At 54.0% G+C, this 23,827-nt stretch carries 25 protein-coding genes; 14 read left to right on the plus strand and 11 right to left on the minus strand.

All coding sequences use genetic code 11. The features are described from left to right. Positions 1-354 precede the first annotated feature (354 nt). The 4 genes from hydN (at position 355) to ACSBQN_RS00445 (ending at position 2,020) form a co-directional block, all read left to right on the plus strand. Entirely contained in the window at positions 355-903 is a 549-nt protein-coding gene (gene hydN / locus ACSBQN_RS00430) for an electron transport protein HydN (RefSeq protein WP_036408327.1), read from the plus strand. A gap of 10 nt (positions 904-913) precedes the next feature. Then, positions 914-1,255 (plus strand): hydrogenase maturation nickel metallochaperone HypA, encoded by a 342-nt coding sequence (hypA, locus tag ACSBQN_RS00435; protein WP_004236221.1) that lies wholly within the window; start codon positions 914-916, stop codon positions 1,253-1,255. A 36-nt stretch (positions 1,256-1,291) separates the two neighbouring features. Then, positions 1,292-1,564 (plus strand): hydrogenase maturation factor HybG, encoded by a 273-nt coding sequence (hybG, locus tag ACSBQN_RS00440; RefSeq protein ID WP_004236222.1) that lies wholly within the window; start codon positions 1,292-1,294, stop codon positions 1,562-1,564. A 216-nt stretch (positions 1,565-1,780) separates the two neighbouring features. Continuing rightward, positions 1,781-2,020 (plus strand): hypothetical protein, encoded by a 240-nt coding sequence (locus ACSBQN_RS00445; protein ID WP_024474466.1) that lies wholly within the window; start codon positions 1,781-1,783, stop codon positions 2,018-2,020. Between the two features lie 102 nt (positions 2,021-2,122). Here ACSBQN_RS00445 and frdD read toward each other — a convergent pair whose 3' ends face one another. From frdD to frdA, 4 genes are read right to left on the minus strand one after another with little or no spacing between them, the layout of a single operon-like run. Further along, the gene (gene frdD, locus ACSBQN_RS00450; RefSeq protein WP_004240583.1) at positions 2,123-2,479 is read right to left on the minus strand and encodes a fumarate reductase subunit FrdD; all 357 of its coding nucleotides are present in this window, start codon (positions 2,477-2,479) and stop codon (positions 2,123-2,125) included. Positions 2,480-2,496: 17 nt separating this feature from the next. After that, positions 2,497-2,889 (minus strand): fumarate reductase subunit FrdC, encoded by a 393-nt coding sequence (frdC, locus tag ACSBQN_RS00455; protein WP_004236225.1) that lies wholly within the window; start codon positions 2,887-2,889, stop codon positions 2,497-2,499. Positions 2,890-2,900: 11 nt separating this feature from the next. Next, a complete protein-coding gene (locus ACSBQN_RS00460) occupies positions 2,901-3,635 on the minus strand; it encodes a succinate dehydrogenase/fumarate reductase iron-sulfur subunit (RefSeq protein ID WP_004236226.1) in 735 nt (244 codons plus the stop codon). Next, on the minus strand, positions 3,628-5,430 hold the full coding sequence (gene frdA / locus ACSBQN_RS00465; RefSeq protein WP_354633144.1) for a fumarate reductase (quinol) flavoprotein subunit: 1,803 nt from the start codon (positions 5,428-5,430) through the stop codon (positions 3,628-3,630). The genes ACSBQN_RS00460 and frdA overlap by 8 nt, the downstream gene beginning before the upstream one ends. A gap of 605 nt (positions 5,431-6,035) precedes the next feature. On the opposite strand from frdA, the gene glpA reads away from it, so the two are divergent. From glpA to ACSBQN_RS00485, 4 genes are all read left to right on the plus strand, one after another. Next, entirely contained in the window at positions 6,036-7,682 is a 1,647-nt protein-coding gene (gene glpA / locus ACSBQN_RS00470) for an anaerobic glycerol-3-phosphate dehydrogenase subunit A (RefSeq protein ID WP_024474468.1), read from the plus strand. Next, positions 7,672-8,958: a glycerol-3-phosphate dehydrogenase subunit GlpB gene (gene glpB / locus ACSBQN_RS00475; RefSeq protein ID WP_214176964.1), complete on the plus strand. Its 1,287-nt coding sequence runs from the start codon at positions 7,672-7,674 to the stop codon at positions 8,956-8,958. Before glpA ends, glpB begins: the two co-directional genes overlap by 11 nt. After that, positions 8,955-10,151, plus strand: a complete 1,197-nt coding sequence (glpC, locus tag ACSBQN_RS00480) for an anaerobic glycerol-3-phosphate dehydrogenase subunit GlpC (RefSeq protein ID WP_024474470.1) — start codon at positions 8,955-8,957, stop codon at positions 10,149-10,151. Before glpB ends, glpC begins: the two co-directional genes overlap by 4 nt. A 125-nt stretch (positions 10,152-10,276) precedes the next feature. Beyond that, positions 10,277-10,945, plus strand: coding sequence for a DUF3313 domain-containing protein (locus ACSBQN_RS00485; RefSeq protein WP_036408331.1), 669 nt, complete (start codon positions 10,277-10,279; stop codon positions 10,943-10,945). Between the two features lie 64 nt (positions 10,946-11,009). Here ACSBQN_RS00485 and ACSBQN_RS00490 read toward each other — a convergent pair whose 3' ends face one another. The 3 genes from ACSBQN_RS00490 to ACSBQN_RS00500 all read right to left on the minus strand — a co-directional run bounded on the left by ACSBQN_RS00490 (position 11,010) and on the right by ACSBQN_RS00500 (position 14,215). Continuing rightward, positions 11,010-12,113, minus strand: coding sequence for a glycerol dehydrogenase (locus ACSBQN_RS00490; protein ID WP_004236232.1), 1,104 nt, complete (start codon positions 12,111-12,113; stop codon positions 11,010-11,012). 198 nt (positions 12,114-12,311) lie between these two features. Then, the gene (locus ACSBQN_RS00495; protein ID WP_036408332.1) at positions 12,312-12,980 is read right to left on the minus strand and encodes a 7-cyano-7-deazaguanine/7-aminomethyl-7-deazaguanine transporter; all 669 of its coding nucleotides are present in this window, start codon (positions 12,978-12,980) and stop codon (positions 12,312-12,314) included. A 116-nt stretch (positions 12,981-13,096) separates the two neighbouring features. Next, the gene (locus ACSBQN_RS00500) at positions 13,097-14,215 is read right to left on the minus strand and encodes a linear amide C-N hydrolase (RefSeq protein WP_201893880.1); all 1,119 of its coding nucleotides are present in this window, start codon (positions 14,213-14,215) and stop codon (positions 13,097-13,099) included. A gap of 151 nt (positions 14,216-14,366) precedes the next feature. Between ACSBQN_RS00500 and tusA the strand changes: the two genes are divergently transcribed. Further along, positions 14,367-14,621: a sulfurtransferase TusA gene (gene tusA / locus ACSBQN_RS00505; RefSeq protein ID WP_004240576.1), complete on the plus strand. Its 255-nt coding sequence runs from the start codon at positions 14,367-14,369 to the stop codon at positions 14,619-14,621. A gap of 22 nt (positions 14,622-14,643) precedes the next feature. Next, entirely contained in the window at positions 14,644-15,483 is an 840-nt protein-coding gene (locus ACSBQN_RS00510) for a DUF817 domain-containing protein (RefSeq protein WP_024474473.1), read from the plus strand. Between the two features lie 45 nt (positions 15,484-15,528). Here the strand turns inward: ACSBQN_RS00510 and ACSBQN_RS00515 are convergent, their stop codons facing one another. Together ACSBQN_RS00515 and ACSBQN_RS00520 are read right to left on the minus strand one after the other, a co-directional pair. Continuing rightward, positions 15,529-17,934 carry a zinc/cadmium/mercury/lead-transporting ATPase gene (locus ACSBQN_RS00515; protein WP_024474474.1) on the minus strand — a complete coding sequence of 802 codons (2,406 nt, stop codon included), beginning with the start codon at positions 17,932-17,934 and terminating at the stop codon, positions 15,529-15,531. Positions 17,935-18,074: 140 nt separating this feature from the next. After that, positions 18,075-18,707: a lysoplasmalogenase gene (locus tag ACSBQN_RS00520; protein WP_024474475.1), complete on the minus strand. Its 633-nt coding sequence runs from the start codon at positions 18,705-18,707 to the stop codon at positions 18,075-18,077. A 105-nt stretch (positions 18,708-18,812) separates the two neighbouring features. On the opposite strand from ACSBQN_RS00520, the gene ACSBQN_RS00525 reads away from it, so the two are divergent. Further along, on the plus strand, positions 18,813-19,166 hold the full coding sequence (locus ACSBQN_RS00525; RefSeq protein ID WP_024474476.1) for a DUF2500 domain-containing protein: 354 nt from the start codon (positions 18,813-18,815) through the stop codon (positions 19,164-19,166). Here ACSBQN_RS00525 and ACSBQN_RS00530 read toward each other — a convergent pair whose 3' ends face one another. Both ACSBQN_RS00530 and rsmD read right to left on the minus strand, forming a co-directional pair. After that, positions 19,167-19,454 carry a DUF1145 domain-containing protein gene (locus tag ACSBQN_RS00530; RefSeq protein WP_354633146.1) on the minus strand — a complete coding sequence of 96 codons (288 nt, stop codon included), beginning with the start codon at positions 19,452-19,454 and terminating at the stop codon, positions 19,167-19,169. Then, entirely contained in the window at positions 19,445-20,053 is a 609-nt protein-coding gene (gene rsmD / locus ACSBQN_RS00535; RefSeq protein ID WP_354633147.1) for a 16S rRNA (guanine(966)-N(2))-methyltransferase, read from the minus strand. The genes ACSBQN_RS00530 and rsmD overlap by 10 nt, the downstream gene beginning before the upstream one ends. A gap of 269 nt (positions 20,054-20,322) precedes the next feature. Here rsmD and ftsY point away from each other — a divergent pair, with 269 nt between their 5' ends. Genes ftsY through ftsX form a run of 3 tightly spaced genes read left to right on the plus strand, consistent with a single transcriptional unit; the run spans position 20,323 to position 23,704 of the window. Next, positions 20,323-22,068: a signal recognition particle-docking protein FtsY gene (gene ftsY / locus ACSBQN_RS00540; protein WP_354633319.1), complete on the plus strand. Its 1,746-nt coding sequence runs from the start codon at positions 20,323-20,325 to the stop codon at positions 22,066-22,068. 6 nt (positions 22,069-22,074) lie between these two features. Further along, positions 22,075-22,740, plus strand: coding sequence for a cell division ATP-binding protein FtsE (gene ftsE / locus ACSBQN_RS00545; protein ID WP_004236250.1), 666 nt, complete (start codon positions 22,075-22,077; stop codon positions 22,738-22,740). Beyond that, positions 22,733-23,704: a permease-like cell division protein FtsX gene (ftsX, locus tag ACSBQN_RS00550; protein WP_004236251.1), complete on the plus strand. Its 972-nt coding sequence runs from the start codon at positions 22,733-22,735 to the stop codon at positions 23,702-23,704. Before ftsE ends, ftsX begins: the two co-directional genes overlap by 8 nt. The last annotated feature ends 123 nt before the right edge of the window (positions 23,705-23,827 follow it).

A 23,827-nucleotide genomic window follows, 5' to 3' on the forward strand; every position in this document is an offset into this window, starting at 1 on the left:
TAAATAAGGTGCAGAGAGGTAATAACCATTATTGTAATGACTCTGTAAGAAAAGAATATCGCTGTCTGATTTAAGTTTGATCCAATCCCCTATTTTTCGGCGGGATGAAAACCTAATATATTATGACACATATTGATGATAGAAATTATCGTCAAAAATGTCGAACTGTGTGACGAATATTCTCACTATGACACACAGCGCGGCAGCTTTATTTATTAATACGCTGATTTCACTGAAATTAAAAAAAATGCCAGACTGGCACGATGCATGCTTATTTCCTGATTATTCTAACCAGAGGACGGCTGCACCGGAGTGCCGGATGTGAAGTCGCCGCGTATCATTCAGGAGAGTATGATGAACCGTTTCATCATTGCAGACCCAAAAAAGTGCATTGGCTGTCACACATGTGAAGTCGCTTGTGTTGTTTCGCATCAAGAGCAGGAAACCGGTATTGAAACAGTGGTGAAAGATGAATTCTTTCCCCGTATTCATGTGATGAAAGGGTACACTATCAGTACGGCGGTTGTCTGCCGTCAGTGTGAAGACGCACCGTGTGCCAATGTCTGCCCGAACGGCGCTATCAGCCGTAAAGATGATTTTGTGTATGTCGATCAGACCAAATGTATCGGCTGCAAAACCTGTGTGATTGCCTGTCCTTACGGCACCATGGAAGTGGTCAGCCGTCCTGTTGCACAACAGACCACCGCGCTGAACACCATTCCGCAGTACCGCGCGGAAGCCCACAAGTGTGATTTATGCCATACCCGTGCGGGTGGACCAGCCTGTGTGGAGGTGTGCCCGACTCATGCATTAATGGTGGTTGACCGTAATAAGATGGATGAGATTGTCAAAGAACGCCGCCGCCGCGCCGCATTTGAAATGCCGGCCGACCTGATGTCCTGAGGACAGACGGATGCATGAGGTGACGTTATGCCAGAATGCGCTTGATATTATCGAGCAGCAGGCAAAACAGAGCGGGGCGCAGCGCGTCACCGCTGTCTGGCTTGAACTGAGTGCGGTATCCTGTATCGAAGAAGATGCCCTGCATTTCTGCTTTGATATCGTCTGCCGTGATTCACTGGCGGAAGGGGCTGAACTGCATGTCACCACCGTCCCGGCACAGGCCTGGTGCCGGGAGTGTCAGAAACCGGTCAGTGTGGCCGGGTTTAACACCGGGTGTCCGCACTGCGGCAGCCATAACCTGCAGGTGGACAGTAGTGATGCCATGCAGGTCAGACAAATTGAAATTCAGTAGTCCGGTAAGGACTTATCAGTCAATCAGGAGCCGGTTATGTGTTTAGGTATTCCCGGGCAAATCGTTGCCGTGGGTGACTCTGTAACAGACAATGCGCAGGTGGAAGTGTGTGGTGTCAGACGGGATGTGAACATCGCGCTGGTTTGTGAAGGTGAGCCATCAGAAATGCTGGGGAAATGGGTGCTGGTTCATGTCGGTTTTGCCATGAGCATTATCGACGAACAGGAAGCCCGCGATACGCTGGATGCATTACTGGCTATGGAAAGTGTCGAAGAGGATGTGTCGTATTTTTTACGTGGTAATGCGTAGCGGTATGCTGTCCGGTTATCCTGCTGAAACACCTGTTCTGACAGGTGTTTGATTCCGCTGTTTTCTGCCGTATCCCTCCGTTCTGTTATTCTTCCGCAAGATTGTTTTTTTATTCGGGACATGGCTTTTCTGCCGGTCTGATAATGCTGTTACCCATCGGATTCTGAATTATCTTAGAGGGTTGGTACTCGCATTCAGTACCGTATCTGTGCTTTTATGGTTTCTGAAAAAAACAGAACAGGGGATACTCATTATCCCGGCTGGCATACTGCGCCGGTGTGCGGCCTGATGAATGATCCGGCCGGATTTATCTGTCATAACGGCCTCTGGCACCTGTTCTGGCAGTGGAACCCGTTTGGCTGCGAACATAAACATGCGTGCCGGGGGCACTGGTCTTTGGCGGATCTGGTCAGCTGGACAGATCCGCCCGTCGCGCCGCAGTCTGGTCAGTGGTGACTGGCAGCACCGCTACTGGCAGCTTAACCGTGCGGAAGTGGCCTGACGGCAGATAAAAAAAGACCGGCGTTTAAGCGCCGGTCTTTTTATGACAGACAATGATTACAGCGTGATGACACCAATCACGGCCATCACACTGAGGATGGTTGCCAGGCCGTAAAAGACCCAGCGTCCCGCAGGCACATGAATTTTCAGGTCATGCATGCAGTGGTGGATACGGTGAAGCGCACACCACAGCGGCAGGATAATCATCAGCAGCAGGAAAACCTTGCCGATAAAGCCCTGACAGAAGGCCAGGATACGGCTGTAACTGAGCATATCCGGTGCCACAGCAAACGGGACCAGAAAAGCCAGCAGCACAATAACGGCCGGTGAAACAATGGCACTCCACATGCCGCCTGCGCCAAACAATCCCCAGAAAACCGGTTCCTGTGAGCGTTTCGGATTCGGATTAATCATATCAGTTTCCTTCCTTATCACAGTAACGCAACGGCCAGAATGACGGCGTTAACAATGAGGGTCACCACCCAGAGCAGACGGACAATCGGCTCCGGTCCCATTTTTTCGTCTTTGATAACAATATTGACGGCTTTCGGTGCCAGCTGGAACCAGGTCACCGTGTGCAGCAGGGTACCGGCCAGAGTCAGGATATTAACCAGTACCACCACCGGATTCTGCAGGAAGTGGACATAACCTGCCCAGTCCGCCGGGCCGCCCTTAAGACAGTAAACGCCGTACATAACCAGCAGGCTGAACCAGAGCTGGACCACTGCGGTGCCTTCCCGCAGCATATAAAAACGGTAAAAACCGAGTTTATTCCACCATGTCGGTGTCATTTCACGCACATAAGGCTTACGTTTGGTCGTCATTTCTCTCTTCCTTATTGTGGTTTCAGACGGGCAATAATGTAATCTTCCGCACTGGCGGCTTTACCCTGCTGAATGGCGGCTGCCGGGTCCACATGTTTCGGACAGACTTCCGAGCAGTAACCCACGAAGGTACAGGTCCATACGCCGTTATCGCCGTTGATTTGTTTCATCCGCTCTTTTTTGCCGTGATCGCGGCTGTCGGTGTTATAACGCTGCGCCAGTGTCAGCACACCCGGACCGAGGAATTCCGGATTCAGACCAAACTGCGGACAGGCCGCGTAGCACAGACCGCAGTTAATGCAGCCGGAAAACTGATGGTATTTCGCCATCTGTCCCGGGGTCTGGTTATTCGGGCCTTCGGACGGTTTGCGGTCATTGCCGATGATATAAGGCTTGATAGCTTCCAGGCTCTCGATAAAGTGCGTCATATCCACAACCAGGTCGCGCTCGATCGGGAAGTTGCCGAGTGCCTCAATGTCCATGCCCTGCGGATATTCGCGCAGGAAGGTTTTACAGGCGAGCTTCGGCACCTTATTGACCATCATGCCGCAGGAGCCGCAGATAGCCATCCGGCAGGACCAGCGGTAGGAGAGATCCGGCGCCAGGTTGTCTTTGATATAGCCCAGCGCATCCAGCAGTGACGTCTGCTCATCGTAAGGCACCTGATACGTGACAGCGTGCGGCTCATTATCCGTTTCCGGGTTATAGCGCATCACTGACATTTTCAGCATTTTCATCTCAGCCATTGACGTTTTCCTTCTCTTTTGCCGCCTGTTCAGCCGCCGCCGCTTCACCACCGTAGACACGTTTTGCCGGGGCGGATTTGGTTATCTTCACATCACTGTATTCCAGATGCGGCGAACCGTCCGGATTGTGGAAGGCGAGGGTGTGTTTCAGGAAATTGACATCGTCGCGCTCAGTACAGCCTTCATCCAGACGCTGGTGTGCGCCGCGTGATTCTTTACGGTTAAAGGCGGAGTGCGCCATACATTCCGCGACATCCAGACCAAAGCCCAGCTCAATAGTGTAGAGCAGGTCGGTATTGAAGACAGAGGAGCGGTCAGTGATTTCAACGCGTCTGAAGCGCTCTTTCAGCTCAGCCAGTTTATCGATGGTTTTCTGCATCAGTTCCGGTGTGCGGTAGATACCGCAGCCTTCTTCCATTGCCTCACCCATCTCATCACGCAGTTTTGCCCAGCTTTCGGTGCCTTTCTGGTTCATCAGCGCTTTCAGATTGTTTTCAATGTCAGCAGTGCGGGCATCGATAGCATTACTGTTGGCAGCGTGCGTTTCCTGTGCGTGCTTAGCCGCTTCTTCCCCGGCCAGACGACCGAAAACCACCAGTTCCGCCAGGGAGTTGGAACCGAGGCGGTTAGCGCCGTGCAGACCGACGGAGGAACACTCACCGACAGCAAACAGCCCTTTGATGCGGGTTTCACAGCGCTGATCGGTTTCGATACCGCCCATGGTGTAGTGCGCGGTCGGACGGACAGGGATCGGCTCTTTGACCGGGTCCACGCCGACATAGGCTTTCGCAAGCTCGCAGATAAACGGCAGGCGCTCCAGCAGTTTTTTCTCGCCGAGATGACGCAGATCCAGATAAACCACATCACCGCGGCTGGTTTTGATAGTCCGGCCTTTGCGCCACTCGTGCCAGAACGCCTGGGAGACTTTATCGCGCGGGCCGAGTTCCATGTATTTGTTTTCCGGATGGCCGAGCGGGGTTTCCGGCCCCATGCCGTAATCCTGCAGATAGCGGTAGCCGTCTTTGTTGACCAGAATACCGCCTTCGCCCCGGCAGCCTTCTGTCATCAGAATACCGGAACCCGGCAGACCGGTCGGGTGATACTGAACGAATTCCATATCCCGCAGCGGCACGCCGTGACGGAAAGCCATTCCCATCCCGTCACCGGTAACAATCCCTCCATTGGTATTATAGCGGTAGACACGACCGGCGCCGCCGGTGGCCATAATCACGGAATTGGCGCGGATCTGAATTTTTGTCCCTTCCATCATGTTGAGTGCCACCAGACCGCGCACATGGCCTTCATCCACAATGATATCGAGGACAAAATGCTCATCAAAACGCTGGATCTGCGGGTATTTCAGAGAGGTCTGGAACAGGGTGTGTAGCATATGAAAGCCGGTTTTATCGGCGGCAAACCAGGTCCGCTCGATTTTCATACCGCCGAAACGGCGCACGTTGACGGAACCGTCTTCTTTGCGGCTCCACGGGCAGCCCCACAGTTCCAGCTGGGTCATTTCTGTCGGACAGTGTTCGACAAAATACTCCACCACATCCTGCTCACATAACCAGTCGCCCCCGGACACCGTATCACTGAAATGATAATCATAGGAATCATGGGATTGTGTCACAGCCGCAGAGCCGCCTTCTGCGGCCACGGTGTGACTGCGCATCGGGTAAACTTTTGAGATCAGAGCAATTTTCAGGTTCGGGTTAGCTTCCGCAGCGGCAATCGCCGCCCGCAGCCCTGCACCGCCTGCTCCGATAATTGCGATATCGGCATTAAAGGTTTGCACTGTGCTTCTCCATTGTTCAGGTAAATCGAAAGTTAAAATGTAAAAACGAAATCTGAAACGGGTACTTAAAATTGTTATCAGTAACCGAATCCTTTCAGTTGATAAAAACGCTAATCATTTTCGGTTACTGACTGGTTATAAAATCACATTCTGTTCAAAGTATAGCGAATAGCTGATCGTTTAAATTTGATATAACCAAGGGTTTTAAGCGCTAATTTTGCATTTTTGCGGATGAATAACCGGATATTTCAGGTAATAACCTAAGTAATTACTTGTGTGCAGTTATTTTGTTTTATTCCGGTTACATAAAATATACAGGGTAAACATATAATTAGCGCTAAAAGCATAGCGTATATCAGCGGCGGCACAATAACTAAATCTCAGAGGTGTGAATCAGACAGAAAACCGGCGGAAAATCAGTCGGTTTACGGGTATTTCCTGCGGGAAAGTCCGGATGTTGCGTATATGTGATATTCATCACGACTATGGATTATTTCGCTCTTATTTTTGGTGTTTTGTTTTCGTTTTTGCTCATTATCAATCACAAAGGAAGAAAAAACGGCTAAGCTATAACCATAATAAAGGAACATGACTGAGAGGAACCCATGTCTGATTCACCTGTCAATGAAGCGGATGTCATTATCATCGGCGGTGGCGCAACCGGTGCCGGGATGGCGCGGGACTGTGCCCGGCGCGGCCTGCGTACCCTGTTGCTGGAGCGGTTTGATATCGCGACCGGCGCGACCGGCCGCAACCACGGCCTGCTGCACAGCGGTGCCCGATATGCGGTGACGGATCCGGAATCCGCCCGGGAATGTATTTCGGAAAACCGGATTCTGCGGCGCATTGCCCGCCACTGTGTCGAGGAAACCGACGGCCTGTTTATCACACTGCCGGAAGATGAGATGGCATACCAGGCCACGTTTATTGAAGCCTGCCGCGCAGCAGGTATTGATACTCAGGTGATGTCCCCGCAGGAGGCACTGCGTTTTGAACCGTCGGTAAACCCGGCGCTGCTGGGGGCGGTGAAAGTGCCGGACGGCACCGTGGATCCGTTCCGCCTGACCGCCGCCAATATGCTGGATGCGCGGGAGCACGGTGCGCAGGTGCTGACTTATCACGAAGTCACGGATGTACTGCGTCAGGGCGATCAGGTAACCGGCGTGCAGGTTTATGATCATCAGAATCACCGCCGTTATCCGCTGTATGCGCCGGTGGTGGTTAATGCGGCAGGGATCTGGAGTCAGCGTATCGCCGGTTTTGCCGGAGTGCATATCAGCATGCTGCCTGCCAAAGGATCACTGCTGATCCTCGGGCACCGCCTCAACCAGCGTGTTATTAACCGCTGCCGCAGACCGGGTGATGCGGATATCCTGGTACCGGGGGATACCATTTCCCTGATCGGTACCACTTCTGTTCATATTCCTTATGATGATATCGACAACATGATTGTCACGGCGGATGAGGTCGATACCCTGATCCGCGAGGGCTCACGGCTGGCTCCGGCGATGGCGCAGGCGCGTATTCTGCGGGCGTACGCGGGTGTCCGTCCGCTGGTGGCGGCAGATGATGATCCGACCGGGCGCAGTATCAGCCGGGGGATTGTGCTGCTGGATCATGAGAAACGCGACGGACTGCGCGGCTTCCTCACGATCACCGGCGGCAAGCTGATGACTTACCGGCTGATGGCGGAGTGGGCGACAGACGCGGTGTGCGAGAAGCTGGGTATAACGGCGCACTGTTCCACGGCGGAGGAGCCGCTGCCGGGTTCGGCGCATTCGGCGGAACAGACATTGCGCAAAGTGATCTCCCTTCCTGCCCCGTTACGCGGATCGGCGGTGTACCGTCACGGCGATCGCGCAGCAGAATTGCCGCACACCACGCGGCTGGATAAAAGCCTGGTCTGTGAGTGTGAAGCGGTCACTGCCGGTGAGGTGCGCTATGCCACAGAAAGCCTGACGGTGAATAACCTGCTGGATCTGCGCCGCCGCACCCGTGTCGGCATGGGCACCTGCCAGGGCGAGCTGTGCGCCTGCCGTGCGGCGGAGCTGCTGACTCAGCTGAAAGTCACCACCGCTGAAAAATCCGAAACCGAACTGATGCATTTCCTGAATGAACGCTGGAAAGGTGTGCGTCCGGTGGCGTGGGGAAATGCGCTGCGGGAGAGTGAATTTACCGGCTGGGTGTATCAGGGATTATGCGGGCTGGAAAACAGCGGGACAGAAGAACAGGGAGAGCAGCATGAAATATGATGTGGTTATTGCGGGCGGCGGTCTTGCCGGTCTCTCCTGCGGCGTGAAGCTGGCAGAGAGCGGACTGGGCTGCGCTATTATCAGCGCCGGACAGAGCGCGATGCATTTCTCATCGGCGTCACTGGATCTGCTCTCGGCATTACCGGACGGGCAGCCGGTCACGGAGCCGCTTTCGGCACTGGCGGCGCTTGCACATCAGGCGCCTGCTCATCCCTACAGTGTGATAGGGGAAAGTGCGGTGCGCCGCTGCGTGTCACAGGCAATGGCGCTGTTACAGCTGGATACTTTACCGTTACAGGGATCGGCGGAGCGTAATCACTGGCGTCTGACTCCGGCCGGACAATGGCGGATGAGCTGGCTGACACCGGATGTGGTGCCGGTTCTGAGCGAAAAAATGGCAGCAGACTGGCAGCCGGCTGCGGTTATCAGTATTACCGGTTTTCTTGATTTTCAGGCGGAAATGGCCGCTGCCGCACTGACCCGTCAGGGATATCCGGCACAGGCGTATACCCTGCATCTGCCGTGCCTGGATAAATTACGTAATAACCCGAGTGAGTTTCGCTCTGTCAATATTGCCCGTGTGCTGGATTTGCCGCAAAACCGGCAGGAGCTGGCTGATGAACTGGCGCAGAGCGGGATCACTGAACAAACCCTGATTTTACCGGCCTGTTTCGGGGCGGAAAACAGTGACGGAATTGCCTTCTTACAACAGCAACTGAATAAAACCGTTTATCAGCTGCCGACCCTTCCGCCGTCACTGCCGGGGATCCGCCTGCATCAGGCATTACTGCGCCGTTTCCGCCGGGCGGGCGGGTTTGTGATGCCGGGAGACAGTGTCATTTCTGTCCGCCGTGACGGTGAACGGATCACGCAGCTGTTTACCCGCAATCACGGTGATATTCCGGTGCAGGCTGAGCAGTTTGTGCTGGCGACCGGCAGTTTCTTCAGTAACGGACTGGCGAGCGATATTGATCATATCTATGAACCGCTGCTGAATCTGAATCTGACTGAAACATTGCCGCGCCGGGAATGGACATCGGCGGATCTGTTTGCCCGTCAGCGCTATCTGGAGGCCGGGGTGGCGACAGATGCATATCTGCATCCGGCGGATGCGCACGGCACTATCACTAACCTGTATGCTGCTGGGGCGGTACTGGGCGGGTATAACCCGTTACAGGAGGGCTGCGGGGCGGGAGTTTCTCTTGTCACTGCGATGTACGCAGCGGAACAGATTCTGGCGCAGATTGGCGCGGCGGTAACGGAGGCTCAGGCATGAGTACGGGACAAACACAATTCGAGAATTGTATCAAATGTACAGTCTGCACAACGTACTGCCCGGTGGCGAAGGTAAATCCGGATTATCCCGGCCCGAAACAGGCGGGGCCGGACGGTGAGCGGCTGCGCCTGAAAGACGCCATGCTGTATGATGATGCGCTCACCCTCTGCACCAACTGCAAACGCTGCGAAGTGGCGTGCCCGTCAGATGTCCGCATCGGGGATATTATCGCCCGTGCCAAACTGACCTATTCCCCGTCACGGCCTAAGATCCGCGATGCAATTCTGAGCCACACCGATCTGATGGGATCACTCTCCTCACCGTTTGCGCCGGTGGTTAATACCATCACCGGCCTGAAACCGGTGCGTAAACTGCTGGATACCGCTCTGAAAATTGATCACCGCCGCGAGCTGCCGAAATATTCTTTCGGTACCTTCCGCCGCTGGTACAAAAAACAGCAGGAAAAACAGGCAAAATTCGGCGAACAGGTCGCGTACTTCCACGGTTGTTATGTGAATTATAACCATCCGCAGCTCGGTAAAGATGTGATTAAGGTCTTTAACAGCATGGGGATCGGCGTGCAGCTGCTGGAACGGGAAAAATGCTGTGGTGTGGCGCTGATCGCCAACGGTTTTGCAAAACAGGCAAAAAAACAGGCGGCGGTGAATGTGGAATCCCTCACCAAAGCTATTGTTGAACAGAAGATGCCGGTGATTGCGACATCCTCCACCTGTGCTTTTACCCTGCGGGATGAATATCCGCATATCCTGGATGTGGATACCGCGCCGCTGCGCGATAACATAGAGCTGGTGACCCGCTATCTTTACCGGCTGATGCAGGACGGGCGTAAGCCGGTCCTGCGGCACACGCAGCTGAAAGTCGGTTATCACACGCCGTGCCATATGGAAAAAATGGGCTGGACGGCCTATTCCCTTGAGCTTATCCGCTCAATTCCGGGGGTGGAACTGATCGTGCTGGATTCACAATGCTGTGGTATCGCCGGAACTTACGGGTTTAAAAAGGAAAACTACGAAACATCACAGGCGATTGGTTCCCCGCTGTTCCGCCAGATAGAGGAGAGCGGTATTGACCTGGTGATCAGTGACTGTGAAACCTGCAAATGGCAGATTGAGATGTCCACCAGCAAAAAATGCGAGCACCCGGTATCCCTGCTGGCGAGGGCGCTGGCATAAATAAAGGATGACAGAAACCGGCTGAATATTACGTATAAATCGCATTTTCCATTCACTTTTCTCTCCCGCCCGGTGCTAGCATCGGGCGGATTTTTAAAGAAGATGATAAAGATATTGAGAGGAAAATGAACAACTTCGCATCACATTCAGTAACTAAATATATTATTGCCGTCTCCGTGGTATTCCTGCTTTCTGCCTGCTCAAGCCGTTTACCGGATCACACCGAACAATCTGATTTTCTGAGTGATTATCAGCGCCTGGCCGAAACAGAAACAGCCTCCGGTGAGGTGATTAAATCCTGGCGTTCTGACGATTTCACCGCAGAAAGCCCGAAAACAAAGCTTATCTTTACGCCGGTTGTATTTAAGCCACTGAATGAAAATAACAAAATGGGTAAACAGTTTATGACTGTTCTGCTCAACTACACCAATCAGCAGATTAAAAGTGAGCTGGCAAAACGGTATCAGCTGACGGAAACCGCCGCACCGGGTGTGCTGCGTTTTGAGGGCGTGGTTACCGCCGTTAAGGTCACCAATAAAGATTTCAAACCCTACGAGGTCTTACCGGTGATGCTGATTGTCGCCGGAACACAGCTGGCGATCGGCAACCGTGATGCGGATACGTCAATGTATTTTGAATGGAAAATCACCGATTCTGTATCGAAAAAACCATATCTTGAAGCGATCCGTAAAAATAAAGGTGAGCAGATGAGCAATAAAGATCAGACTATCACCCTACAGGAACTGAAAGCAGCGGTTGATACGATTGCTGCGGAGATCCTGCCCGCAGCATAATGATCACCGGCGGCGGATTACAGACAATAACGCCCGGTTAGCCCGGGCGTTACAGAACAGCAGATTAATACAGCCAGTCGCGTCCCATGCGGTCAGCGGCCATAATAGCGGCATAGACCTGGTCGGAATCGACTTCAAACGGCATGTTGTAGATGGTTTCGTTGTCCGCGCAGCTCAGCTCGGCAACCGCCATCACTTTCTCTTCCAGCTCGGTACCGATGCTGTCCACACCCAGTTCTTCCAGGGTGATTGGCAGACCGACCTGGGCACAGAATTCCAGTACGGTTTCCAGCTCTTCCGCCGGGGCATTTTCCAGTACTAACTGCACGAGGGTGCCGAATGCCACTTTTTCACCGTGGTACATGTGGTGGCACTCTTCCAGCGCGGTAAAGCCGTTGTGGATAGCGTGTGCTGCCGCAAGACCGGCACTTTCAAAGCCCAGCCCGCTGAGCAGGGTGTTGGCTTCAATGATGTTTTCCACCGCTTTGGTGCTGACTCCGGCTTCCACCGCCAGTTTGGCTTTGATGCCGTCGCTGAGCAGAGTATCAAAGCAGAGATTCGCCAGTGCCAGTGCCGCCAGTGTGGTACTGCCGCCTGCCATAGTGGCTTTTCCGGCTGCGCTGCATGCACGTGCCTCAAAGTAAGTGGCCAGAGCATCACCCATTCCGGCAACCAGCAGACGTGCCGGCGCGCGGGCAATGATATTGGTATCCATCACCACCACGTTCGGGTTCTGCGGATAGAACAGGTAGCTGTCGAACGCACCGAGTTCATTATAGATAACGGACAGTGCGCTGGTCGGCGCATCCGTTGATGCGATAGTCGGGGCAATGATCACCGGCAGTTTGGCAAAATGCGCCACGGCCTTGGCGGTATCCAGTGTTTTACCTCCGCCCACACCCAGTACCGCCTGGCATTTGTGGTTTTTCGCCAGTTTGGTCAGACGGTCGATCTCCTCGTGAGTACACTCGCCGCCGAAGGTTTCAAAGACACCGCTGACTTCGTATTCGCTCAGGCTGTCATTCACAATATCGCCCACCAGCTCGCGGACAAATTTATCAGCAATCACCAACGTTTTTTCCGCTAATGGTCTGATGTATTTACCCACATGGTAAAGCGCGTCCGGACCCTGAATGTATTTGGCCGGGGATTGGATCACTTTTAACATACTCAAACTCCTGAATGCATTCGCGTTATGGTGTCAGTGAGGGATATTCCGTCTGAATCAGACTAACAGTTACAGTAACGGATATGTGAGAGCTGACGCACTGTACGGGCCGGGAGCACGGGGGCAGATCGGGAAAATGTGATACAGACGACAGCGCAGAGGCAGGATAGCGCCTCTGCGTGTCAGAAAAATGAACAATCAGTGATGCGCGGGCAGGGAGCCGTCAGCGCGTTGCGCAAAAAAAGAGCGCAGGATCAGATTAAGCAGCACGCCGTAGGCCGGCAGGAAGAACAGCATGCAGATAGTGACTTTGAAACTGTAATCCACCAGGGCGATTTCCACCCAGTTTGCCGCCATGAACGGATCGGTACTGCGCCAGAAGGCGATAAAGAAGAAAGCCAGGGTATCGATCAGGTTACCGACAAACATCGCGGCAGCCGGTGCCACATACCAGCGGCGGTTCTGGCGCAGGCGGTTAAAGACATTCACATCCAGAATCTGTCCCAGGGCATACGCCATAAAGCTGGCGGCGGCAATCCGCGCCACAAACAGGTTGAAGTGTGACAGTGCCTCAAAACCGGCCCATTCCCCCTGAAAGAACAGGGCGGAGACCACATAGGAAATCGCCAGAGCCGGGATCATCACAGAGGTGATAATCCGCCGTGCCAGCGGTGCGCCGTAGATACGGACGGTCAGGTCGGTCGCCAGGAAAATAAACGGAAACGTGAAAGCCCCCCAGGTGGTATGGAAGCCGAAAACGGTGATCGGCAACTGCACCAGGTAGTTACTGGAGGTAATGATCAGAACATGAAAAAGTGATAACCAGATAAGCGCAGTGCGCCGCTGGCGGGCAGATAAATCAAACATATTGTACCTTTTTGGTGGTTGGGGTGAGGGAACCCAATAATCTCAGCGCGCAATAATACGCCGTTTGCGCAACAAAAGCAAAGGACTCTCCCGGAGGGAACCGGGAGAGTCTCCTGTTATTCACTGATTGAATAGTGTGGCTCTGTTCTGTTGCCGATTCCGATAAATTCAAACGGTTCAGATTTACGGAAATGGCTGTTCACATTGCCGGTAAAGCTGTGTTGCTGGTCATTCCCCAGCGCCAGTTTTCTGACCGTCCCGGTGTTTCCTGAGAAATCAATGTTATTGAGATCCACCCAAATCAGGCCGGGCGCCATCACCGCATCAAAGTAATAGCGCTTGTTCCGGTGATCTGCCACGCTGCGCCAGCGGGTTGAAGAGCGGGCATCCGCCGGGCCGCTGACGGTGGCATTCCGGGTTTGTGCTGTCCGGTAAGGCACGGAGGTATGGCGGATGACACTGAGAACGGCAGCGACGGTTTCATCGGGGGTGAGATTTTCCGGGATATGCTCACTGTAAAATTTTGCGCGGACAAACCGGTCAGTGGAGCGCCGTGAGCCCGGCAGCATGGTGCTGCCATCCACTTCTTCCCAGTAGCGGCCCAGTGCGAGTTGTTCATTAAAGATCGGGGAATTGGTGACTACGTTACTGTCATTGCCATGATCAATAACCAGTTTCCCGTCAATATATTCAATCACGGCACTGTCACCGGCAGCATCTGAAACGGATAAATGCAGTGACACCAGGCGGTCTGTTCCCGGCTCATTATCTGTGACTATAACAAAAGTTTCTTTTTTTAATTCCTCAACGGCTTCTTTGACTGTGGCAAAATTATCCAGCACATATTGCGCCCATATTGAAACGGGCATGATTTTATCCCCGCTGCCGAAATCCGGATAGACCGATTCCGTCAGCCAGAGCTGATTGGCGGATAACCCTTTTTCGTTCAGGCCGTCAGTGGTCGCCATATCATCGGCGGAGGCAATCACACTGCCGTAACGGGATGTCCATGCGATGCCCTGATTGCCGGGGACGCTTTCTCTGTGCATGCCTCGCGGAAAGATCCACAGATTAGTTCCGGCGGGTTTTGACCAGTCCATTGACCGGGCGGTCATATGCAGATCATTTTCACCGTGATACACAAACCGAGTACAGGCATCAGCGGTATGCGGCACGACCAGTACAGAGGCCATGACTGCCGGTATCAAAACGGATTTCACAGATATTTTCATCATTATTTCTCCATGCGGGGAGCTCTGAGCCTGACCGGAAGTGGCCGCTGAATAAATATCAATTTTTAGCCTGACGGATTAAAAACACAGAAGCGGCGCAGGACTTTTATTTCCGGTATAATTCCCGGATTCGTTACTTAACAGGACAATAATGATGTCTGATACTTTTTCCTGTGCCGATAAAACACTCGACACACTCGGGCTGCGCTGCCCGGAGCCGGTGATGCTGGTGCGTAAAACCATCCGCGGGATGAATACCGGTGAAGTTTTGCTGGTGGTAGCGGATGATCCTGCAACCACGCGGGACATTCCCGGGTTCTGCCGTTTTATGGAGCATGAACTGGTAGCTCAGGAAGCTGAAACCGCGCCGTACCGCTATCTGATCCGCAAAAAAGAGAGTGCGCTGTAATCCATCTTTCAGGGACTGAACCATGCTTGACCGCTTTGATACCTTTCTGCTGGCGCAGAAACACTCGTCTCTGACCGGCTGGCGCCGGTTTATCCTTGAATTCTGGTTTTTCGGTCTGAAAGAGGCGCGGGCGTGCCTGTTTGCCGCCTTCTTTTTTCTCGCCCTGTTTCTGGTGCCTGCCGCCGGTGTCGCGGGGATCCCCCGTTATGATTTTCTGCTGATCCTGGCAGTTCTGTTTCAGGCCGCGATGGTGTGGAAAAAGCTGGAAACCACGGATGAACTGAAAGCCATCTGTATTTTCCATGTGGTCGGTTTTGTCATGGAGCTGTTTAAAACCTCTTCCGCTATCGGCTCGTGGAGTTATCCTGATGACGCGTATACCAAATTATGGAATGTGCCGTTATTCACCGGGTTTATGTATGCGGCTGTCGGCAGTTATGTGATTCAGGCGTGGCGCTTCCTGAACGTCCGGATTGAAAACTTCCCGCCGTACTGGCTGGCGACCCTGATTGCGCTGGCGATTTATGTGAATTTCTTTGCTCATCACTTCACCGGCGATTACCGCTGGTATCTCACCGCCTTTATTCTCGGGCTGTATGCGCGGACTATGGTTTATTACACGCCGTATGATAAAGAGCGCAAAATGCCGTTGTTACTGAGTTTTGTGCTGATCGGCTTTTTTATCTGGCTGGCGGAAAATTTCGGCACCTTTTTCGGTGTCTGGCAGTATCCGAACCAGATCGGGGCGTGGGCGACCGTGCATGCCGGGAAATGGGCATCCTGGTCGCTGCTGGTGATTGTCACCTTCACGATTGTGGCCTATCTCAAACACATTAAAGCTACGATTCTGGTGGTGAGATAAAAAAAAGGGATGCCGCAGCATCCCTTTTCAGTCAGTAACCGGCGGTTATTTTTTCATGACCCGCAGCAGGCGGACGGCGTTGGCGGTCACCAGCGCGGTTGCACCGGAGTCAGCCAGAACCGCAACCCACAGGCCGGTCAGCCCCATCAGTGTGGTGACCAGGAACACCGCTTTCAGACCCAGCGCGATAGTAATGTTCTCGCGGATGATCTTACGGGTGGCCCGTGACAGCGTGATCACTTCAGCAATGCCGGTCAGGCGGTTGTGAGTCAGTGCGGCATCGGCGGTTTCCAGTGCCACATCGGTCCCGCTGCCCATGGCAACCCCGATACTGGCAGCTTTCATTGCCGGGGCATCATTGATACCGTCGCCGACCATCATGGTGTGATGCTCATTATTCAGCGCCATCACCGCTTTGACTTTATCTTCAGGCATCAGTCCGGCACGGAAATCCATGCCGATGGTACCGGCGATAGCGGCCGCCGCACGCGGGTTATCCCCGGTCAGCATCACGGCGCTGACACCCATGGCTTTCAGTTGTCCGATAGCTTCAATGGCATCACTGCGCAGGGTATCCTGCATGGCGATAAGTCCGGTCAGCCGGTTGCCTGCAACCACAGCTACGACAGTTTTTCCTTCATTTTCCAGCCGGGTGACGTCTGCCGCAGCGGCATCAGTCAGCAGTCCGTCAGCCAGTTTACCCGGCGCGCTGACCAGGATGGTCACGCCGCTGAGTTCACCTTCAACCCCTTTACCGGCATGGGCTTTGCGGTTTTCCGCTTCGGTGATGGTCAGCCCCTGAGCTTCGGTGCGCTCCAGAATTGCTTTGGCTAACGGGTGATGTGACCCGCTTTCCACGGCGGAGGCAAACGTCAGCACATCCGCATCACTGTGATTATTCAGGGCAACAATATCAGTCACCTGCGGTTTACCCTCTGTCAGCGTACCGGTTTTATCCAGCGCGACAGTGGTTACGGTACCCAGCTGCTCCAGTGCGGCACCACCTTTGATCAGCGCACCACGGCGGGTGGCGGCGGCCAGCGCGGAGGTAATCGCAGCCGGGGTGGAGATTACCAGTGCGCACGGACAACCAATCAGCAGCAGTGTCAGACCTCGGTAGATCCACGGATACCATTCCTGGCCCATAAACAGCGGCGGAATGACAATCACCAGGGCGGAGAACAGCATGATCATCGGCGTATAGTAACGGCTGAAACGGTCGATAAAGCGTTCGATTGGTGCACGGCGCTCTTCCGCTTCCTCAATCAGTGTCAGAATACGGTCGATGGCGTTCTGACCCTGCTCGGAGACCACTTTCATCTGCACTGCGCGATCCACTGACAGCGAACCTGCGGCGACTTTTTCACCCTGTGCCCGTTCAACCGGGACGGATTCCCCGGTCAGGGCGCTTTCGTCAAAGCTTGCAAACTCACTGAGAAGTTCGGCATCTGTCGGCAGGCGTCCGCCAGGTGCGATTTCAATAACGTCGCCGGGACGCAGCTGTGCAACCGGTACGGGTACTTTCTGCCCGTCCTTAATCACCACCGCATCTTCCGGCACCAGGGCCATCAGCGCGCTGACTCCCCGCCGTGCACGGCCTGCCGCATAGGATTCCAGCATTTCGCCCAGCAGGAACAGCAGGATAACCATGGCCGCTTCTTCAGTGGCGCCGATAATTATGGCGCCGACTGCCGCGACCGTCATCAGCGTTTCAATCGCAAACGGGGTGCCGGAGCGGATAAGACGCAGCGAGCTTTTGGCGATCGGGAACAGCCCGATCAGCGTTGAGGCGATAAAGGCGTATTTGCCGAACTCCGGGTTCACAAACTCCAGGGCGTAGCTGAGGGCAATCAGCACCGCCAGAATCAGCATCGGTGTTGCCTGTTTCAGCAGGCTCTGCTCTTCTTTTTTCTTCGGTGCGGCGCTGCCGCCGTTCAGATCCCAGAGCACAAATCCGGCCTGCTGAACAGCACTGGTCACATCCGCGCGGACATCCCCGGCGGCATCCACCACCAGCTTTTCGGTGGCAAACATCACTTTTGCCTGGGTGACCGCCGCAATTTTCAGGACGGCAGTTTCAATCTTGCGCGCACAGCTCGGGCAGTCCATCCCTTCCACCTGCCAGTTGTAACGCTGGCTGCCGCTTAATTCAGGCAGTGCGGTATCATCCGGGGCGGTGTGATCGTGTGAACAGCAGCTGCCGTGTGCGTGTTCATGACCGGCGTGGTCATGGTCGTGTTCAGAATGCGCATGATCGTGCGGGGCATGACCATGCGCACGGGACTCATCGTCGTCGTGTTCCGGATGTTCATGCTCACTGTGATCGTGTGCGGTATGGTCGTGTGTCTGATGAGCCTGTGACTCACTCTTTCCGCCGGTGGTGCAGGCAGATTTGCTGCCGCAGCAGCTGCTGGTATGAGTATGCTCATGATGTTCTTTGTTCGGGTGCATAAACACCTCCCTGTTCAACGGTGAGTTGATGTTAATTTTTCTCATTAACAGGAAGTGTACACATTGGAGTCTACTCCAGAGTCAACAACAGGGGCGCATAATTATTGGCAAATTGTGCGCTCCTGTTGTCAGAAGCAGAATTACATCAGCGTGATGGCGCGGACAATCAGGAAATGCCCGAGGAAATAGAAGGTGGAATATACCGCTTTGGCAAGTTTAAAGGTAAACAGGAAGCGGTTAATCAGCCACAGGATCAGGTTCAGCACCAGGCAGAATGCCCCGATCATCAGGGAGAAGTTGTAATCGGTACCCAGCCCGAAGAACTGCTCTCCGGCAATCCAGCCCATCACCAGCGCACTGAGAAGCGCTGTCAGCACCGGTACTTTATGATCGCCGAGTTTGTACCAGAGCAGTGCGAGTACCGCAATGGCAATCACCGGTACGGCAATCATCAGCGGAATATAGAAGGTGAAATTATTAAGCAGGGCGAAACTCAGGGCATAGAGCAGATAAAACACGGCACTGGTATACAGTGACAGGTCGATTTTATTATCAGCAACCAGGCGGATGGTATCGGAGACAATGGCCACTAACAGCCCGACACACACCAGATACCCGGAGATATCCAGCCCGTAATCCCCGCTCCACGCCCACAGCAGCAACAGCAGCAGGGTGACGGGACGGAAAACCCAGCGCTGCCAGTTTGGTCCCCGGTAGGCGGCGTCGATATAGAGCCAGCCGGAAAAAAGTACAGCAATAAATGGCCAATTCATAGGGTGTCCTTGAGGTATGTTGATGGCGATTAACACCTGAATATTTGATAATATCCCGTATTTACAGAACACGATCAACCAGATTGCAGGAAAACAACCATACTCATGAACAAATTCGGTTTGTTAGGTTTTATTGTCGCCGCTTTGATTATTATCCTGGCGACCCGCCGCTTCTTTGAACAGCGCAAACAAAATGAGATAAACGACCACTCTGCGGTAGCGACATATCAGGTCACAGTGACAGAGAAAAAGGATTATCCGTACCCGAATATGCGTTCCCGTGAGCGGGATGTGGTTTTCCCGGAAACCTTCCGTTATGAGGTGCATTTCACGCCGCTGTCGGGGAAAACCATTGTGGTGTACATCAAAGAGGATGAGTATAAGGAGATTGCCCTGCATTCACGCGGAACGCTGTCAATGCAGGGGACGCGGTTTATCCGTTATGAGCCGCTGCGCTGATCAGGATTTATCCTGATCTTTCGGTTCTGCCTGCTGGCGGCGCAGCAGGGCGAGCAGTTCAAACACACCGAATAAAAAGACACACACTTTACCGGCGGCTGGCAGTTTCTTATCCTGCGGCTGACCGGCATTGAACAGCGACATCAGCAGCCCGTGCATCACCACCATAAAAAAGGTGGCGATATGCATAAAGATATTCAGCGGTTTCGGGAACGGATGCACCAGGCTGAAAATCAGAAAACCCCAGACGGCCAGCATCAGTATGCGGCCAATATTAATCAGGAACATACGGACTCCTGTTCAGTCGTCTGCGTCTGACGCAGATAAAGACGATACGCAACCTGGCCGGCCACCTTCTCCCGGTGGCACACCCAGTTACCCGGAACAACCAGTGTGTCTGATTCCGCCTCGGCTTCAATGTAGATCATTGCTTCCGGGCTGAGCCAGTTATTCTGCTCCAGTAAATCAACGGTTTCCTGAAGCAGCCCTTTACGGAACGGCGGGTCGAGAAACACCACATCAAACGGCGTTCCCGGCTGTGCCAGAAACTGCAGAGCGCTCTGATTAATGACAGTGGCCTGTTCACATTTGAGCAGACGGGCATTGGCGCTGATCTGAGCCGCAACAGCGCGGTTGAGTTCTGTAAATGTCACGGCGGAGGCATAGCGGGAAAGTGCCTCAAAACCGAGTGCGCCGCTGCCTGCAAACGCATCAAGACAGCGCGCGCCGTTAATCACCGGCATCAGCCAGTTAAACAGGGTTTCGCGCACGCGATCAGTGGTCGGGCGCAGGCCGTCATGTGTCAGAACCGGCAGTTTACGTCCGCGCCAGAGACCGGCGATAATGCGGATCTGCCCTTGTGGTGCGGTTTGAACTTTTTTAACCATAACCTTCGTAACTTATTAATTCTGAAATTATTGATTCAGAAATATGAATAACAGACGGGAAAACAGCGGAATATTATACGCAGGTTTTGTAAAAATTCGTTTAAATTTAATATGAAATTACGGAAAGCCGATGCGCAACCATCCTGTGAAATGATAGACTGCGTCTGATTTGCAATTAATGATGATAAAGACGCCATATCTGCTCAGGATTTTCCGGACATACCGTGCCGGAAGGTGACGGGTGGCAGTATGCAAGGAGTATAGTGGCTGTGGCAAAAGAGAAGAAAAAAGGTTTTTTTTCCTGGCTGGGTTTTGGCCGTAAAGAAGATGAACAGGCGCAGCAGGAACAGGCGGCTCAGGAAGAACAGGCACGTTTAGCCGAAGAACAGGTCCGCCGTGATGCAGAGGCAGCGGAACAGGCACGTCAGGCAGAAGAAAAACGTCAGGCGGAAGAACAGGCGGCTGAGCAGCAGCGTGCGGAAGAAGAACAGCGTCAGCTGAAAGAGCAGGCACTGCGCGATGCGGAAGCCGCGAAACAGCAGCGTCTGGCAGAAGAAAAACGCCTGGCGGAAGAACAGGCGGCTGAGCAGCAGCGTGCTGAGGAAGAACAGCGCCGCCTGAAAGAGCAGGCACTGCGTGATGCGGAAGCACAGGCTGCAGAGCAGCAGCGTGCGGAAGAAGAACAGCGCCGTGCGCAGGAGCAGGCACTGCGCGATGCGGAAGCCGCGAAACAGCAGCGTATCGCGGAAGAAAAACGGCTGGCGGAAGAACAGGCCGCAGCACAGCGCCGTGCGGAAGAAGAACAGCGCCGCGCGGAAGAGCAGGCACTGCGTGACGCGGAACTCGCGAAACAACAGCGTATCGCGGAAGAAAAACGGCTGGCCGAAGAGCAGGCCGCAGAACAGCAGCGTTTAGCTCAAGAGCAGAAACAGCGTGATGCCGAAGCGGCTGAACAGGTGCGTCTGGCCGAAGAACAGCGTCTTGCGCAAGAGGAAGAGGCACGCCGTCTCGCGGAAGCCGAAGCGGAAGCACAGGACGCGGCACTGGTTGAAAATGAATCCCCGGCACCGGCGGATACGCAGGAAAGACCGGCAAAAGAAGGGTTCTTTGCCCGTCTGAAACGCAGCCTGGTACGCACCCGTGAGAATATCGGTTCCGGTTTCTTCGGGATCTTCCGTGGCAAAAAGATCGATGACGATCTGTTTGAAGAGCTGGAAGAACAATTGCTGGTGGCTGATGTCGGTGTGGAAACCACCCGTAAGATCATCACCAGTCTGACTCAGCATGCCAGCCGCCGTGATCTGAAAGACGCGGAAGCCTTATTCGTCAAACTGCGCGAAGAAATGGGCGAAATCCTGGCAACAGTCGATAAGCCGCTGGAAATTGAAGATAAAAAGCCGTATGTGATCCTGATGGTCGGCGTCAACGGTGTCGGTAAAACCACCACCATCGGTAAAATGGCGCGTCAGTATCAGGCTCAGGGTAAATCGGTCATGCTGGCTGCCGGAGATACCTTCCGTGCGGCGGCGGTGGAACAGCTCCAGGTCTGGGGTGAGCGCAACAATATCCCGGTGGTGGCACAGCACACCGGCGCGGATCCGGCCTCGGTGATTTTTGATGCCATCCAGTCCGCCAAAGCCAAAGGGGTGGATGTGCTGATTGCGGACACCGCAGGGCGTCTGCAGAACAAAGCGCACCTGATGGAAGAACTTAAGAAAATCGTGCGGGTGATGAAGAAACTTGATGAAGATGCCCCGCACGAGATTATGCTGACATTAGATGCCAGTACCGGACAGAACGCTGTCAGCCAGGCGCGTCTCTTTAATGAAGCGGTCGGCCTGACCGGGCTGACTCTGACCAAACTTGACGGAACGGCGAAAGGCGGTGTGATCTTTGCCATTGCAGACCAGTTCGGTATTCCTATCCGGTATATCGGAGTGGGTGAAGGTATTGAAGATCTGCGTCCTTTCAAAGCCGGTGATTTTATTGAGGCACTTTTTGCCCGGGAGGATTAATCATCCATGATTCGCTTTGAACACGTCAGTAAAGCCTATTTAGGCGGCCGTCAGGCGCTCCAGGGGGTGGATTTCCATATCCGCCCGGCGGAGATGGTCTTCCTGACCGGCCATTCCGGCGCAGGGAAGAGTACCCTGCTGAAACTGATTTGTGGGATTGAGCGACCCAGTGACGGCACCATTTTATTTGACGGCCACAACATCAGCCGTCTGAAAAACCGTGAAGTGCCTTTCCTGCGCCGCCAAATCGGCATGATTTTTCAGGATCACCATCTGCTGCTGGATCGCACGGTATATGACAATGTGGCGATGCCGCTGATCATTGCCGGTGCCAGCCCGGAAGATATCCGCCGCCGCGTCAGTGCCGCGCTGGATAAAGTCGGTCTGCTGGATAAGGCCCGTAACTTCCCGGTGCAGCTCTCCGGCGGTGAACAGCAGCGCGTGGGCATTGCCCGTGCGGTGGTCAATAAACCGATGGTGCTGCTGGCGGATGAACCGACCGGTAACCTGGACAGTGAGCTGTCAGAAGGCATTTTAAGGCTGTTTGAAGAGTTTAACCGTGTGGGTGTCACCGTACTGATGGCAACACACGATATCATGCTGATTGAACGGCGTAATTACCGCGTGCTGACGCTGAGTCAGGGACGCATGGCGGGAGGTCATCATGGCTAAACAACCGCGTAAACCCGTAAAAAAAATGCCGTCCAAAGCCAAAGCGCTGAAAGGCGGCTGGCGGGAACAGTGGCGGCATGCGTGGGTAAACACGCTGGGCGATATGCTGCGCCAGCCGCTGTCAACACTGCTGACAGTGATGGTGATTGCAATCTCCCTGACACTGCCGAGTGTCTTTTATATCGTCTGGAAAAACGTCAGCCATGCGGCGGAACAGTGGTATCCGACCCCGCAACTGACCGTTTATCTGGATAAAGGTCTGGATGAACAGGGCGGTCAGAAACTGGCGGACGAGCTGAAAGCGCTCGACGGCGTGGAGAGCGTTAATTATCTCTCCCGCGACCAGGCGATAACCGAATTCCGCGCCTGGTCCGGATTCAGTACCGCGCTGGATATGCTGGAAGAAAACCCGCTGCCGGCAGTGGCTATCGTCACACCGAAAGTGGATATGCAGAGCAGCGAAACGCTCTCCACCCTGCGTGATCGTGTCACGGCACTGTCCGGGATTGATGAGGTGCGGATGGATGACAGCTGGTTTGCCCGGCTGGCGGCACTGACCGGCCTGGTGGGGCAGATTGCCTCGCTGATCGGGGTGCTGATGGTTGTGGCCCTGTTCCTGGTGATCGGCAACAGTGTGCGGCTCAATATTTTCAGCCGCCGAGAAACCATCAATGTGATGAAACTGATCGGTGCGACAGACGGTTTTATTCTGCGCCCGTTCCTCAACGGCGGAATGCTGCTCGGGGCGTTCGGCGCAATATTGTCACTGGTGTTATCCTCTCTGCTGGTCTGGAAACTGGGGGATGTTGTGACGGATGTGTCCAAAATTTTCGGCACCACATTTGCACTGACCGGGCTGGATTGGGACGAAGCACTGCTGATTGTGCTGGTGTCCGGTATGATTGGCTGGGTTGCCGCCTGGCTGGCAACGGTCCGCCATTTACGGAATTTTATGCCGCAGTAGCTGTCTCATTATCCGGCGGGGCATTATCCCGCCGGGTATCCCGCATCACCGGTTTACATTCAACCAAATGACAACGCCGGCACTAAGTGATAGGCGTAACTCCGTCCTGTGTTGTACACTATT

Source organism: Morganella sp. B601 (assembly GCF_051172335.1).
GTDB classification, from domain to species: domain Bacteria; phylum Pseudomonadota; class Gammaproteobacteria; order Enterobacterales; family Enterobacteriaceae; genus Morganella; species Morganella morganii.

Bases quoted from the DNA above. Each gene is read 5' to 3' on its own strand.
- hydN (WP_036408327.1), top strand. From the start codon at position 355: ATGAACCGTTTCATCATTGCAGACCCAAAAAAGTGCATTGGCTGTCAC.
- hypA (WP_004236221.1), top strand. From the start codon at position 914: ATGCATGAGGTGACGTTATGCCAGAATGCGCTTGATATTATCGAGCAG.
- hybG (WP_004236222.1), top strand. From the start codon at position 1,292: ATGTGTTTAGGTATTCCCGGGCAAATCGTTGCCGTGGGTGACTCTGTA.
- ACSBQN_RS00445 (WP_024474466.1), top strand. From the start codon at position 1,781: ATGGTTTCTGAAAAAAACAGAACAGGGGATACTCATTATCCCGGCTGG.
- frdD (WP_004240583.1), bottom strand. From the start codon at position 2,479: ATGATTAATCCGAATCCGAAACGCTCACAGGAACCGGTTTTCTGGGGA.
- frdC (WP_004236225.1), bottom strand. From the start codon at position 2,889: ATGACGACCAAACGTAAGCCTTATGTGCGTGAAATGACACCGACATGG.
- ACSBQN_RS00460 (WP_004236226.1), bottom strand. From the start codon at position 3,635: ATGGCTGAGATGAAAATGCTGAAAATGTCAGTGATGCGCTATAACCCG.
- glpA (WP_024474468.1), top strand. From the start codon at position 6,036: ATGTCTGATTCACCTGTCAATGAAGCGGATGTCATTATCATCGGCGGT.
- glpB (WP_214176964.1), top strand. From the start codon at position 7,672: ATGAAATATGATGTGGTTATTGCGGGCGGCGGTCTTGCCGGTCTCTCC.
- glpC (WP_024474470.1), top strand. From the start codon at position 8,955: ATGAGTACGGGACAAACACAATTCGAGAATTGTATCAAATGTACAGTC.
- ACSBQN_RS00485 (WP_036408331.1), top strand. From the start codon at position 10,277: ATGAACAACTTCGCATCACATTCAGTAACTAAATATATTATTGCCGTC.
- ACSBQN_RS00490 (WP_004236232.1), bottom strand. From the start codon at position 12,113: ATGTTAAAAGTGATCCAATCCCCGGCCAAATACATTCAGGGTCCGGAC.
- ACSBQN_RS00495 (WP_036408332.1), bottom strand. From the start codon at position 12,980: ATGTTTGATTTATCTGCCCGCCAGCGGCGCACTGCGCTTATCTGGTTA.
- ACSBQN_RS00500 (WP_201893880.1), bottom strand. From the start codon at position 14,215: ATGATGAAAATATCTGTGAAATCCGTTTTGATACCGGCAGTCATGGCC.
- tusA (WP_004240576.1), top strand. From the start codon at position 14,367: ATGTCTGATACTTTTTCCTGTGCCGATAAAACACTCGACACACTCGGG.
- ACSBQN_RS00510 (WP_024474473.1), top strand. From the start codon at position 14,644: ATGCTTGACCGCTTTGATACCTTTCTGCTGGCGCAGAAACACTCGTCT.
- ACSBQN_RS00515 (WP_024474474.1), bottom strand. From the start codon at position 17,934: ATGCACCCGAACAAAGAACATCATGAGCATACTCATACCAGCAGCTGC.
- ACSBQN_RS00520 (WP_024474475.1), bottom strand. From the start codon at position 18,707: ATGAATTGGCCATTTATTGCTGTACTTTTTTCCGGCTGGCTCTATATC.
- ACSBQN_RS00525 (WP_024474476.1), top strand. From the start codon at position 18,813: ATGAACAAATTCGGTTTGTTAGGTTTTATTGTCGCCGCTTTGATTATT.
- ACSBQN_RS00530 (WP_354633146.1), bottom strand. From the start codon at position 19,454: ATGTTCCTGATTAATATTGGCCGCATACTGATGCTGGCCGTCTGGGGT.
- rsmD (WP_354633147.1), bottom strand. From the start codon at position 20,053: ATGGTTAAAAAAGTTCAAACCGCACCACAAGGGCAGATCCGCATTATC.
- ftsE (WP_004236250.1), top strand. From the start codon at position 22,075: ATGATTCGCTTTGAACACGTCAGTAAAGCCTATTTAGGCGGCCGTCAG.
- ftsX (WP_004236251.1), top strand. From the start codon at position 22,733: ATGGCTAAACAACCGCGTAAACCCGTAAAAAAAATGCCGTCCAAAGCC.